The sequence below is a fragment of the Pseudomonas sp. FH1 genome (assembly GCF_000510895.2).
Lineage (GTDB): Bacteria > Pseudomonadota > Gammaproteobacteria > Pseudomonadales > Pseudomonadaceae > Aquipseudomonas > Aquipseudomonas azotoformans_A.
In genome coordinates, this window is the sequence record NZ_AOHM01000015.1 from 85,591 (window position 1) to 99,972 (window position 14,382).

Below are 14,382 nucleotides of genomic sequence, written 5' to 3' on the forward strand. Positions count from 1 at the left end.
CTGCCATGCTCAAATCTTCCCTGCTTCTGGCTGCGTTGTTGCTGCCGGTGTTCAGTGCTGCCAATGCCGAGGACTACAAGGCCGGCGACCTGGTGGTCAGCGAACCCTGGTCCCAGGAGTTGCCGCCGAATGCGCCGACTGTTGCCGCCTATTTTGTGATTCATAACACCGGCGAATCCCCGGACCGCCTGCTCAGCGTCGAAACGCCGGTGGCGGACAAGGCCGAGTTGCACGAACACGTCATGCAAGGCGACCTGATGAAGATGCAGCAAGTGCCCAGCGTCGCCGTGCCGGCCAAGGGTGACCTGACCTTCGCGCCGATGGCCTACCACGTGATGCTGCTCGGCCTCAAAGACCGCAGCCTGTTGGCCGACGGCAAGCAATTCCCGCTGACCCTGACCTTCGAAAAAGCCGGCAAGGTCGAGGTGGACGTGTCGGTGCAGAAAGTACCGCCGATGGCCAGCCACGAGCACAAGCACCCGCAATAGGCTGACATTCGATGGGCACCCCTCGCGCCAGGCTCTCCCCGCACGCCCGCGTAAGGCGCGGCGGTTGGATCAGCCTGTTTGCCATGCTGATGATCTTTATCGGTCCGCTGATTTCCCAAGCGATGCCGATGGATCATCACGCCGGTATGTCGATGGACATGCCGATGGACCACGGCGACTCCCATCATCCAAAAGCCCCTGACGAACACCACGCCCTCTGGTCCAAGTGCGGCTATTGCGACCTGCTCTACAGCTGCCCCGCCCTGCCCGGCGGCGTTTCAACCTTCACCCTGAGCAGTCCGCCACCCGCCAACGCCCTCACCCCCGCCACGCGCCTGGGCCATGCCCGGCAGAGCATCTTCCCCGGCGCCCGCAGCCGCGCGCCGCCCATCGTTTCGTAAGCACTTCACAGCGTTACTTCACCCGGCCGACTTTAGACAGACAGCCGCAGGCTGCTGGCCGTGTTGTTTACGATTGATTGATGGAATTTGTCATGTCCAGGTTTTCTGCTGACACCCGTTTGGGATGTACTCCCGTGTTCGCCGTTCTGTGCGGCGCACTGCTGGCCCCGGTAGCTCACGCCGACGAAAATGAACTGAGCCCCACCGTCATCACGGCGATCGCCCCCAGCTCACCGCTGACCGTGATCACCAACCCGAAAGACCCGCGCCAACCGGTGCCTGCCAGCGATGGCGGCGACTACCTCAAGACCATCCCCGGCTTCGCCCTGGTGCGCAACGGCGGCACCAATGGCGACCCGGTGCTGCGTGGCATGTTTGGCTCGCGCCTGAACATCCTCACCAACGGCAGCATGATGCTCGGCGCCTGCCCCGGCCGCATGGACGCGCCCACTTCGTACATCTCACCGGAAACCTACGACAAGCTCACCGTCATCAAAGGCCCGCAGACCGTGCTCTGGGGCCCTGGAGCGTCGGCTGGCACCGTGCTGTTCGAGCGTGAGCCTGAGCAATTCGGCGAGCTGGGCACGCGACTCAACGCCAGCGTGCTGGCCGGTTCCAACGGGCGCTTTGACAAAGTCATCGACGCGGCGGCCGGTGGCCCACTGGGCTATGTACGGGTGATCGGCAACCAGGCCCATGCCGATGACTACAAGGACGGCAACAACGACACCGTCGCCTCGCGCTACGACAAATGGAACGGCGACGTCGCTGTCGGTTTCACCCCCGACGCCGACACCCTGCTGGAACTTACCGCCGGCCGTGGCGATGGCGAAGCGCGCTACGCCGGACGCGGCATGGATGGCTCGCAGTTCCTGCGCGAAAGCCTGGGGCTGCGTTTCGAAAAATCCAATATCGGCGACGTGCTGGATAAGGTCGAAGCCCAGGTCTACTACAACTACGCCGACCACGTGATGGACAACTACAGTCTGCGCACGCCCTCCGGCACCGGGATGATGGCCGGGCCGATGGCGTCCAACGTTGATCGCCGCACCCTCGGCGCACGGATCAAGGCCACCTGGCGCTGGGCCGATGTGCAGTTGATCAGCGGCCTGGATGCGCAGACCAACGAACATCGCCAGCGCAGCAGCATGGGCATCGACACCTACAAGGACCTGCCACGGGTCAAGGACGCCAACTTCCATAACTACGGCGTGTTCGGCGAACTCACCTGGTACGCCGCCGACCGCGAGCGGCTGATCACCGGTGCGCGTCTGGACCGCGCCTCGGCCAAGGACTTCCGGCAAAGCACCGGCTCCGGCATGATGACGCGGCCCAACCCGACCGCCGACAACACTCGCGCCGACACCTTGCCTTCCGGCTTCGTGCGCTATGAACACGACCTGGCCGACAGCCCCACCACCCTCTATGCAGGCCTGGGCCACTCGGAGCGTTTCCCCGATTACTGGGAGCTGTTTTCGCCCAACACCGGCGCGAGCGGTTCAGTGAATGCCTTCGACGGCGTGAAGCCAGAGAAGACCACCCAACTCGATTTCGGCGCGCAATACAAAGCTGAAGACCTTGAAGCCTGGGCTTCGGGTTACGTCGGTCAGGTGCAGGACTTCATCCTGTTCGACTACCGCCCCGGCATGATGGGCACCACCTCCCAGGCCCGTAACGTCGACGCGCGCATCATGGGCGGCGAATTGGGCGCGGCGTACAAACTGACGCGCCACTGGAAAACCGACGCCACCCTCGCCTACGCCTGGGGCAAGAACAGCAGCGACGGCAAGGCGCTGCCACAAATGCCGCCACTGGATGCACGCCTGGGCCTCACCTACAGCGAAGATGACTGGAGTGCCGGCGCGCTGTGGCGTGTGGTCGCCGCACAAAACCGCATCGACCCGAACAAGGGCAACGTGGTCGGCAAGGACTTCGATAAGAGCGGCGGTTTTGGCGTGTTCTCGCTGAACGCGGCGTATCGCATCAACAAACACTTCAAGGTCAGCACCGGCGTGGACAACCTGTTCGGCAAGGCCTACGCCGAGCACTTGAACCTGGCCGGCAACGCCGGGTTCGGCTACCCGGCCAGTGACCCGCAGGCCATCAAGGAGCCGGGGCGCACGCTCTGGACCAAAGTCGATATGAGCTTCTAAAAGCATCACGGACATAAAAAATTAATGCCTTGCGGAGCCCCCGATGAGCACTCAAAAGATTTCCTTCTACAACCTGGCCTGGCGCTGGCACTTCTACGCCGGCCTGTTCGTCGCCCCTTTCATGGTGCTGCTGGCACTGACCGGCATCATCTACCTGTTCAAACCCCAACTCGACCCGCTGATGTACGGCGAACTGCTCAAGGTCCAAACCGCCGAGCACGCCCTGAGCGCCGACGAGCAACTGCAGCGCGCCAAAGCTGCTTACCCTAACGCTGCGATCAGCAAATACCTGCCCCCGGCCGACGCCACCAGCAGCGCGCAATTCGTGATGCACAACGGAGGCCGCGAAGTGACTGTGTTCGTCGATCCCTATCGCGGCACGGTCCTCGGCGAGCAGGACTCGAAATACAACCTGCAAGCCATCGCCCGCGCCCTGCACGGCGAGCTGATGATCGGCACCGTCGGTGATCGCCTGGTGGAACTCGCCGCCGGTTGGGGTGTGATGCTGGTGGTGTCGGGCCTGTACCTGTGGTGGCCGCGCGGCAAGTCCTCGGCGGGTGTTCTATGGCCTCGCGTCAACAGTCGTGGCCGGGTGTTCTGGCGCGATATGCACGCAGTCACCGGTTTCTGGGGCGCGTCATTGCTGCTGGTGATGTTACTCAGCGGCATGACCTGGACCGGTTTCTGGGGCAAGCAATACGCTGATTTGTGGAACACCTTTCCGGCGGCAATGTGGAACAACGTGCCGCAGTCCGATCAGCAGGCGCGCGTCCTCAATACCGCCAGCCAACAGACCGTGCCCTGGGCCATGGAAAACACGCCGATGCCGATGTCCGGCGACCATGCCGAACACATGAACCACGGCGCCATGCACTCGGGTCCGGCGGCGCCCACCTTGCGCTTGCAGCAGGTGGTCGACCTGGCCAATGCACGTCACGTCGAGCCCGGCTACAGCATCACCTTCCCCACCACCGCCGAAGGTGTATTCACCGTCGCGGTGTTCGCCAACGACCCACGCAATGACGCCACCCTGCACGTGGACCAATACACCGGCAAGGTGCTGGCCGATGTGCGTTGGGCGCATTACAACCTGGTTGCACGGGCCACCGAGACCGGCGTGATGCTGCACGAAGGCAAGATGTTCGGCTGGGTCAATCAGCTGATCGTGCTGCTGATCTGCCTGATGATTTTGCTCAGCGCCGTCAGTGGCGTGGTGATCTGGTGGAAGCGTCGGCCTCATGGCGGGCTGGGCGTTCCGCCGCTGCGCCATGACCTGCCGAAGTGGAAAACCGCGATGGTGATCATGCTCGCCCTGGCGATCATTTTTCCGCTGGTGGGTGCCTCGTTGATCCTGGTGTGGGCATTGGACCGCCTGGTGCTTTCACGCTTTTTTGCGCAACGTGAATCCGCCTCAGGTTCTGCATGAAACAGGCGAGATGCCCGGCGCAGAGCCTTTCTGTAGGCTTGCGCGGACTTTGGCCGCGCAGCGAATAAGTGTTAACTTATAACACTTTCTGCGTTATCGTTGCTCGCTGCGCCCTGCGGCGAGTACTCCTCCTAGAAGACTGATCGACCGATGAACAAGTACCTTGCGTCCGGGCTGTGCCTGCTCGCCCTGCATAACAGTGCCCAAGCCCTGACCCTGCCCGCCAGCCCCGTCACCGCGCCCGCGTTGGATGACGAACGCGTCGACCTCAAGACCCCGACCACCGCCGGCTCGCGCTTGAACCTCACGTCGCTGCAAACCCCTGGCAGCGTCGAAAGCCAGACCGGCGCGCAGATCCGCGAACGCGGCGATGCCAGTGTGCAGGACGCAATCTCCCGCGCCACCGGCATCAGCCGCACCGGCACGCCGGGCGATGGCGGCACCTCGTTGTCGGCCCGTGGTTTTACCGGCCAGGGTTCGGTGATGCAGCTGTACGACGGCAACCGCATGTACATGGGCATGGGTACCTCGACCTTCCCGGTGGACACTTGGTCGGTAGAGCGCGTGGACGTTTTACGCGGCCCAGCCTCGGTGCTGTATGGCGAAGGCGCCACCGGTGCAGTGATCAACACCGTGCCGAAAAAGCCGTTTGCAGGCGAGATCGAAAACCACATCCGCCTGGGCTACGGTTCCTATGATCGCCAGCAGCAAGCCCTGGACAGCGGCGGCTCACTGACCGATACCCTGAGCTATCGCCTGAACCTCAATCGCCTGCGCAGCAACGGTTTCATCGACCGTGGCGACTCCAGCAGCGACTTCGTCAGCGGCGCCCTGCGCTGGCAGGCGGCGGACAACCTGAGCTTTACCCTGGCCAGCGACTACGGCGACCAGCGCCCGCAGAACTACTTCGGTACGCCGTTGATCAACGGCCAATTGCACAAGGGCCTGCGCGACAAGAATTACAACGTCAACAACGATACCCAGCACTACAACGACCAATGGACGCGCCTGACCAGCGAATGGCAGCTCAACGACAGTGTCAGCGCCACCAACGAGCTGTACTACCTGAAAAACCAGCGCCGCTGGCAGAACGCCGAGAACTACAACTTCACCAACGGCCAGCTCACACGCAGCGGCAACTTCGGCATCAAGCACAATCAGGAGCAGGTGGGCGACCGCCAGACCTTCACCTTCAAGCACACGCTGTTCGGCCTCGACAGCCAGACCGTGACTGGCGTGGAGTACAACCGGATTCGCTTTCGCCTGGCCAGTAATTCACCGTTCACAGACACCTTCAGCGATGGCCAGCCCATCGACGTCAACCACCCGGAACCGGGGCAGTTTGCAAGCAACAGCGCGTTCCTGCCGCTGTTCTCCACCACCACCAAAACCGTCGCCGGCTTCGCCGAAAACCGTCTGCAACTCACCGACCAACTGTCGCTGATCACCGGCATCCGCCGCGACTACGCCCACGTCGAGCGCGAGGGCCTGCGCGATGGCAGCCAGTCCGACAAAACCCTCACCGGCAATAACTGGAAAGCCGGCCTGGTCTACGCGATCACGCCCGACACCTCGGTGTACGGCCAGTATTCCACCAGCACCGACGGCGTCGGTGGCCTGATCTCCCTGAGCCCGAGCCAGCAGCAGTTCGACCTGTCCACCGCCAAGCAGACCGAGATCGGCATCAAGCAAGCCTTCTGGGACCAACGCGGCGAATGGACCTTAGCGGCTTATCACATCGTCAAAAAGAAACTACTCACCGACATTCCGGGTGACCCGGACCATCAGCAGCAAGTCGGCCAGCAATCCTCCCGAGGCCTGGAAGCCAGCCTCGACCTGCAACTGCCTCACGCCTGGGCCCTGCAAGCCAACGCCGCCATCGTGCATGCGCAGTACGACGACTTCAGCCAGGACGTCAACGGCGTGCAAGTCTCGCGCGACGGCAACCGCCCGGTGGACGTGCCACGCCGTACCGCCAACTTGTGGCTGAGCAAAGCCGTGACCGACGACATCCGCGCCGGTGCCGGTGTGCGTTATGTCGATGCCCGATATGCCGACATGGCCAACCAGAACGAGCTGCCGAGCTACACCGTGGTCGACGCCAGCGTGTCGTGGCAAGCCATGCGCAACACCACCCTGGGCCTGCAACTGAATAACCTGTTCGACCGCACCTATGCCGTCAGCCAGTACAACGACGGGCAACAGTGGATCCTCGGCGAGCCACGCTCATTCTTCGTGACCGCGGACTACAGCTTCTGATGACTTCACTCATCCTCACCGACCTGGCCTGGACGCCGTCGGACCACGGCCACTGCCATCACCGGTTCCAGCTGCGTGATGCGAGCCTGCAGGTCGGTGCGGGAGAGTTCGTCGGGTTGATCGGCCCCAATGGCAGCGGCAAGACCAGCCTGTTGCGCTGCGCCTACCGGTTCAGCAAACCGGAACAGGGTGATGTGCGGCTGGAACATCAGAACCTGTGGAAGCAGAGTTCAAAATGGTGTGCGCAGCGCATCGCGGTGGTGCTACAGGAGTTTCCCGATGCCTTTGGGCTGCGGGTCGATGAAGTCGTCGCCATGGGCCGCACGCCGCACAAGGGCGTGTTCGATGGAGACACCTTGCATGACCGGCAACTGGTGCAAAATGCGTTGGCGTCCGTCGGCATGCAAGGCTTCGAAGACCACGCCTTCGCCACCCTCTCCGGCGGTGAAAAACAGCGTGTGATCCTCGCCCGCGCCCTGGCCCAGCAACCGCAGCTGCTGATCCTCGACGAGCCCACCAACCACCTCGACCCACACTATCAGCTTGAACTGCTGAGGCTGGTCAAGCGCCTCAACATCGGCACTCTGGCCAGCATCCACGACCTGAACCTGGCCGCCGCCTTCTGTGATCGCCTGTACGTGATCAACCACGGACGCATCGTCGCCAGCGGTACGCCCCATGATGTACTGACCGCCGAGTTGCTACGCGAGGTGTTTGGCGTCGAAGCACTGATCGACACCCACCCTTTGTCCGGCTACCCCCGAATCACCTGGATAACCCAACCATGATCCTGCGCTCCCTGCTATCTCTCGCGTTGCTGTTCGGTACTGCCCACGCGTTCGCCGAAGCGACCCATTACCCGGTCACCATCAAAAGCTGCAACCGCAACGTGACCTTCCAGGAAGCGCCGAAACACGCAGTCAGCCACGACATCAACATGACCCAGATGATGCTCGCCCTGGGCCTCAAACCGCGCATGGCCGGCTACAGCGGCGTGACCGGCTGGAAGTCAGTCACCCCGCAAATGGCCGAGATCCTCGATGGCCTGCCGGAGTTGGCGAGCAAATACCCGTCGGTGGAAACCCTGCTCGACGCCAACGTGGACTTCTTCTTCGCCGGCTGGGACTACGGCATGCGCGTGGGCGGCGACCTCACGCCAAGTACCCTGCAACCCTTGGGCATCAACGTGTACGAGCTGACCGAATCCTGTGCCTTCGTGATGAAACGCCCGGCCGCGACGCTGGAAGACACCTATAACGACCTGCGCAACCTGGGCAAGATTTTCGACGTGCAGGACCGCGCCAATACGCTGATCGCGCAAATGCAGGCGCAGGTCGACGAGGTGCAGAAAAACCTGCCCGAAGGCAAACCCCGGGTGTTCCTCTACGACAGCGGCGAAGACCGCGCCATGACCTCAGGCCGCCTGGGCATGCCCCAGGCGCTGATCGACGCGGCCGGTGGGCACAACATTCTGGATGACGTGGACGCCAGCTGGACCCGCGTCAACTGGGAAACGGTGGTGGAGCGCAACCCGCAGGTGATCGTGATCGTTGACTACAGCGAGATCACCGCCGAGCAGAAGCAGGCGTTCCTGATGAACAATCCGGCGCTGCAAGCGGTGGACGCAATCAAGAACCAACGGTTTATCGTGATCCCTTACGTACAAGCCACGCCGGGCATCGATAACGTACTGGCCGTCGAGACGCTGGCCAAGGGGTTTCACGGCGAATGATCAGCCGTCGCTATGCCTTGCTGCTCATCGTCCTGGCTGTGGTGCTCTTCGTCTCCTGTGTCATCTCGTTGGGCTTCGGCCCGGCGCGAGTGCCGGTCGACGTGGTGTGGCGGATCGTGGTGTACAAAACCTGCGGCATCGGCGAGGTGAACTGGCCCGCCGGGCAGGAACACATTGTTTGGCTGATCCGAGTACCACGCATGTTGCTGGGCGCGTTGGTGGGCGCCGGGTTGGCATTGATCGGCGCGGTATTGCAGGCCGTCACGCGCAACCCGCTGGCCGACCCGCACCTGCTCGGCGTGACCTCCGGCGCCACCCTCGGCGCGGTGATTGTGGTGCTGCATGTGGGCGAAGTCGTCGGCTTGCTCACGTTGCCCATCGCCGCCTTTATCGGCGCACTGCTGAGCATGCTGGTGGTGCTGGCAGTGGCCAGTCGCAACGGCCGGCTGGAGAGTGATCGCCTGCTGCTGTGCGGCGTGGCGGTGTCGTTTGTAATGATGGCGGCAGCCAATCTGCTGTTGTTCATGGGCGACCATCGCGCCGCCTCGGCGGTGATGTTCTGGATGCTCGGCGGCTTGGGCCTGGCACGTTGGGAACTGCTGGCGATTCCCGCCGCCACAGTGCTGATGGGCCTGTTGGTACTGGTGGGCATGGCTCGCCCATTGAATGCACTGATGGCCGGCGAACAGACCGCCGTGACCCTGGGCCTGAATGCGCGCAACGTGCGGCTGAAGGTATTTCTGGTGGCCTCGCTGATGACCGGCGTGCTGGTCTCCATCAGTGGCTCCATCGGTTTTGTCGGCCTGATGATCCCGCACATTGCCCGGCGCCTGGTGGGCGCCGAGCATCGACGGTTACTGCCGGTGTGCGCGCTCCTCGGCAGCCTGTTCCTGGTCTGGGTCGATGTGGCTGCGCGCACGCTGATCGCCCCCGAAGACCTGCCCATCGGAGTGGCCACAGCGGCGATTGGCGGGTTGTTTTTTATCGGGTTGATGCGCAGGCGCTGAGATTAGAGTTCGTCTTTTGCACGCCCATACCAGGGCTCGCCGGCCTCCCCACTGACCGTTGCCCATTCGACCCCCAGCACCCCTCGCCTTTTCCAGAACGTGTCAGTGATCAATACCGACAAGCTGCCCAAACGGCACAAATGACTGACCAGTGCACTGGGCGAAGGCGCAGGCCGAGCGCTAAGCAGTGTCGACTCCGCGCTCGACACTGCGGGTACGTACTTGAGCAGGCCACCCCCCCGGCAAGAGAGATAGATGCATTGGGCGTCGGGAAGATTGCTGATGTGCACAGACAGGTAACTGTTCAGGTCCTGACTGGAGACAAAATTGGGCAGCAGACTGATGTCCAGAGGTTTGAGACTGCTGGTGTACGGGATTGATTTGAAGAACGCATGCACCGCAGCAATCTTGTAGTCATGCAGGTCGTGACCCGACGGTACGTCGAACCCGGCATGCCCAGGCCAGAAGAACCACTCCAGCGAACTGTTGCCAAGCCCGGGCCGGTCTTCCACCGAGTCAATCGCAACAAACCCCGATAGGCGCGGGGGCACCAGCAGGGCCCCCAGATACGTCTTGGCCTGAAACGGTGCGATCAACTGCTGGGCATAACGCGCGGCGTCGTCGGCAAAGAAAAACAGTGGCCCGCAGAACGAATGGAAATAGGGATCGCTGGTAAAGCTGTGGGGCACCCGTTTTGGCTGCCACTGCGCATTGACACGCTCCTTGCGCCCCCATATTTCACTGGTGAGCCTGACTTGCAACTCACCGAGTTCAGCCAACTTGACGACATAGTCACGCACCGTCAGCGTGCCATCTCGCAGTTGCGTGGCGTCCTGACTCACCTTGCTCAGGCGTTCCGATACGGACGCCGTCTTGGGCACGGTATACCCAAGCAGCGCGCCGTCAGCGCACAACAGGTACAACGGCAACGTGTTCCCGTTGCGAGGCGTGGTCATGAACTGCAGCGCTTGGGCAATCCTCGCTGGTGCGAAAAAATGCTGGGCCATTGCATCGTCAGCCGTAGCGATCGTTTCGGTCGACGCACACAAATACACGCCAATAATCGAATAACCCTGAGGTACTTTTCCATCATGGAAGATCGCCTTTAAATTCTCATGGCTATCTCTGAGAAAGGGCTGGGTGGCCACGTAATACTCCCGTCCGAATGCCTTAAGCACATAGCCGACAGCAACACGAGCCTGTGGCTGCCAACGGCGCTGAATATGCCGCACGGCATCCAAAGCACGGGTAAAAATCGGACCGCACGGCGCGTCAGCAACCGCCGAGATAACCTCCCATGGCTTGGCCTGATATTGATTCAGTGCAAACCTGGGTCTTAACAGCCTGGGGCTACCCCACAAGGTATCGCCCTGCACCACGCGCAACTCGCCGGCGCGGACCACACTCTCGACGAAGTCCTGAGGCAGCAGGGCTTGGGTACGCATTTTCTGTTCTGCGAAATTGTCAACGAAGTCGCCGGTGTAGCGGCCATTGAGATTCAGGCTTTTTTTGAGCTGCGCCTCATCAATAGTGTCTGACAATTGATAGCTGAGTATCGAACCGGTGGGGCCGAACACGTATTGACGTTTGATCTTAGTGGTCTGGCGCAGTAGATGAGCCAGTACCTCAGTGGGAATCATGCTTTGGTAAACGGCTTTTTGCGTCGGCGACAGCAGTATGGGCACCTCTCGCTCCGGCAACGACCGGTAGTTGGCAACGAGGGTACTGCCACCTGGGTAAAGCCCGGTAGCAATCGTAGCATCGGGGTAGACCCAACTCAGTGTCGCGCCCTGAGGAGGAATCAGCAGGGGCTCTGTCGCTACAAACAGCCCATTGACCAACTGCAGGACGACCCCGCCATACGTGCGTTTGTGCCCATTACCGACCAATGCCTGGGCGTGGCGCACGGCATCATCGGCAAACGCGAAACACGGGGTCAAACGGCGCGGCGCAATGTGTTCATAGCCGTTCCACTCAGTACCGACCAGCCCGACCTTGTCCCAGTAAAGGCTGACACGCACCACTTGCAGGTCGCCCCTGGCCGCCCAGTCCTGGATAAACGCCTGCGGTGTCTTCGCACCGGAAGCCAGTTGGGTTTTTGCCTCCCCCAGTAAGCGGTCGGCCTCGCCACCCTTTTCCAAGTTTATAGGCGAGGGTCTATACCGTAACAGCGCGCCGTCAAGCGTGGAAAAGTAAATCGCCATGCGTGCATTTTCATCCTCCAGAGCGCGAGTGAGCGCGGCCAACAATACGTCGGGCATGACGAAATGCTGTGTTAACCAGCCAGAGGCGCCCGACAGCCAGTGAGGCGACCATTGCTGCGAGCGGAATAAGGAATGCAGCCTAAACCCCTCGGGCAGTCGGTAGAGGTCCCGCCGGTGTACACGGGGAAACAGACGGTTCAGTTTGAACAGTTCTTCTACGGTGCGCGCGCCAACCACTTCGGTGGCGATGAACTGTAGCCAGCTTTCATGCTTGAGCACAAAGGCAAAGCACGCCTCTTCCGGCAACCGACGCCCCTGCACTCGCGATTGCACGTCTCGAGCCGCCTCATCGGCGCTGGTAAAGATACCGCCATAGGTTATGTAATCAGGCGGACCGGATCGTGGGGCATAGGTAAAATTGGGCGACCAATCGCTGTAGACCACCGAACGTGGCCCCCACAATGCATTGCCCTGAACGATCTTGAACTCCCCAGCCACGGCCAGGCGCCGCACCCAATCGCCCGGCCGGATCTCACCGCGATCGAGGCGCCGCCCCAGGCTGTTCTCCCCGGCACCAGGCGCGATATTGGCCAGCAGCAACGCTTCTTCAGGCGACTGATTCGGCGTGTACTCCAACAGGCAGTCCTCAGCCCCGGACAAGTACGCCACCCGTCGATCCTGAATGATCGAGTACATCTCTTCGGTGGAAAACACCTGCAAGTTAATCAAGGCTTCGTCCCGTGACCAGCCCCGCTGTTTGACCCACTCGGGGTCGACCATCGACAGCTCCGTGTGGGAGCCATAACGGGCATGCAGTTCGTAAGACTCTGGCGGAATCAGCGGGCCAGGTTCGTTCACCGGAAAAAACAGCGTGGACGCAAAAGGATGCACCACACTTTCCAGCGGTTGGGTGATCACAAAACGGCCATCCGTGCTCTTTAGTACATAGCCTCCGTAGTAGAAGCTGCGTTGATGGCCGACTTGCTCATGGGCATACACTGCCGCATCACGGGCGGAGAAAAACGAGTGACTCAGTGTGGCCGAGTAAAGTGGGCTCAACAACGCCGAGCGATTGTCCACACTGCCCACTTCATGCCACAGCCCTCCGGACTGCACCACCCACAGCGGCGTGGCGTCGATCACCCTGCGCACATAGTTGCGTGGGCTCAAGGTGCCTGCGGTCAGCGCCGCCTGGGCGCCGTTGTCATTGATCGTACCGTCACTCGCGCGCTTGAACAGCTCGGTGGACAACGCCGCCGAAGGCACCTTGAGTTGAAGTAGGGTGTGGTCCAAGGCTCGCATGTACAGGTCCAGCCCACGGCTGGGAGCGTGCAACTTCTCAGTGCTTTGCCCCTGTTGAATCGCCGCGACCACCTGTGCCGGGGAGAAAAACACACTGGCGAGCCAGTCTTCCCGGGCCGACACCTCCTCTTTGGCGTACCAGTCGCTGAAGTAAATGGCCTCCAGGCGATAGTCGAAAGGCAATTGCGGCGTACCGTCAGGGCCTTTTGGAAACACGCCATCCAACGCAAACAACGGCGCATGCCCGGGGGCTGCCACGGTGGCCACGTAGCGTTCTTGGGTGAGGTGCTTGAGCACAAAACCCACCTGAGCCTCTGGCGCCGGCGAAGGTAGCGCCGTCATCACCGCCAGCTTCGCCTGGTCGTAGACACTTGAACACAACGGTTGCTCGGTGACTTCGGAGGAGGCAAAGGGTTCGAACACTACCCAATCAGCCGGGACCCGCCCGACGGAGCCTCCCCACCAATCGGTTGACACGATAAAGCTCAGCGAGCCGAAGCTGGAAACCTTCTTGATGAACTGATCAAAGGGGCCGTAAACCCCCACGGGGCTGTTGGCAGGCTTCCCGGCCTGTACCCACAATGCAAAACTGAATTCCGCCGGCGAACCGCTGGGGGTGTGGCGAATCAGCGAACCGTCCGGGCCGGACAAATAAGCCGAGGGGAAAAAATTACGCTCATACACATCCGAGTAAAAGTCCGTACCGGAGAAAAACCCAAGAAATGCCTTGGTCATACGCTCATCGAAACTGGGGTTTCGGCTATTGATATGTGCATGTTGCGCAGGATGGGAGTGGTAACTGGCCACACAGGTATAGCCCGACGGCTGTAGAAAGAGGCCATCGTCTCCCAACGCCAATACATCGCGCAGATCAAACTGCAGGGTCCCACCCTGGAACGGGTAACTTGCGAAATACAGGCCGGCTGCATCGCGCACGATCACCCCGCCGTACTCCACATCACGGCGTTCGCCGATGTGCAAATGCGCCCAGTAGGCCGCATCGGTTTCCTTGATAAACGCCGGGCTTAGCGTGGGCAACTTTGCAGCCCCACGGTTCGAACTGGCTGCCCGCTCTTCGCGTGACAATCTGATAGCCATGACCACTCCTTGAGATGATGCCAGGACACAATGTCCTGGCGCTTCATTCTCGGCACCGGGCACGACGTTAAATCGGTAGATAAGTAGTCCGGTTGTTCGTGGGCTGCTGGCGTGCGCCACACAACGTCAGCAGGCACCACAACAGCCCATCGCCGTGCACACGAGCGTTCAACAAGCGCCACAATGGTGCGCGCCCTGGCCCTTCCCGCCCCTCTCTGCCCCTCACCTGCCAGGCTTTGACAACTTCGGCACAGCCTTTGCTATCTCCTCTCCTATCAGCCATCCAAGAAAAATCGGTCACGGAGATTGCAC

9 protein-coding genes are annotated in these 14,382 nt (G+C 61.5%); 8 read left to right on the forward strand and 1 reads right to left on the reverse strand.

Features of this window, described 5'->3' with window-relative positions; genetic code table 11:
* Positions 1-5: 5 nt before the first annotated feature.
* From H096_RS06540 to H096_RS06575, 8 genes are all read left to right on the forward strand, one after another.
* Entirely contained in the window at positions 6-488 is a 483-nt protein-coding gene (locus H096_RS06540; RefSeq protein WP_033897358.1) for a copper chaperone PCu(A)C, read from the forward strand.
* Positions 489-499: 11 nt separating this feature from the next.
* Entirely contained in the window at positions 500-889 is a 390-nt protein-coding gene (locus tag H096_RS06545; RefSeq protein WP_033897359.1) for a DUF2946 domain-containing protein, read from the forward strand.
* Between the two features lie 92 nt (positions 890-981).
* Entirely contained in the window at positions 982-3,042 is a 2,061-nt protein-coding gene (locus H096_RS06550) for a TonB-dependent copper receptor (RefSeq protein WP_033897360.1), read from the forward strand.
* Between the two features lie 43 nt (positions 3,043-3,085).
* Entirely contained in the window at positions 3,086-4,468 is a 1,383-nt protein-coding gene (locus H096_RS06555) for a PepSY domain-containing protein (protein WP_033897361.1), read from the forward strand.
* Between the two features lie 150 nt (positions 4,469-4,618).
* Positions 4,619-6,727, forward strand: a complete 2,109-nt coding sequence (locus tag H096_RS06560) for a TonB-dependent receptor (RefSeq protein WP_033897362.1) — start codon at positions 4,619-4,621, stop codon at positions 6,725-6,727.
* Positions 6,727-7,515, forward strand: a complete 789-nt coding sequence (locus H096_RS06565; RefSeq protein WP_033897363.1) for an ABC transporter ATP-binding protein — start codon at positions 6,727-6,729, stop codon at positions 7,513-7,515. Before H096_RS06560 ends, H096_RS06565 begins: the two co-directional genes overlap by 1 nt.
* Positions 7,512-8,459, forward strand: a complete 948-nt coding sequence (locus H096_RS06570; protein ID WP_033897364.1) for an ABC transporter substrate-binding protein — start codon at positions 7,512-7,514, stop codon at positions 8,457-8,459. Before H096_RS06565 ends, H096_RS06570 begins: the two co-directional genes overlap by 4 nt.
* Positions 8,456-9,466 (forward strand): iron ABC transporter permease, encoded by a 1,011-nt coding sequence (locus H096_RS06575; protein ID WP_033897365.1) that lies wholly within the window; start codon positions 8,456-8,458, stop codon positions 9,464-9,466. Before H096_RS06570 ends, H096_RS06575 begins: the two co-directional genes overlap by 4 nt.
* Positions 9,467-9,468: 2 nt before the next feature.
* Here H096_RS06575 and H096_RS06580 read toward each other — a convergent pair whose 3' ends face one another.
* Positions 9,469-14,070: a DUF4329 domain-containing protein gene (locus H096_RS06580; protein WP_033897366.1), complete on the reverse strand. Its 4,602-nt coding sequence runs from the start codon at positions 14,068-14,070 to the stop codon at positions 9,469-9,471.
* Positions 14,071-14,382: the final 312 nt, after the last annotated feature.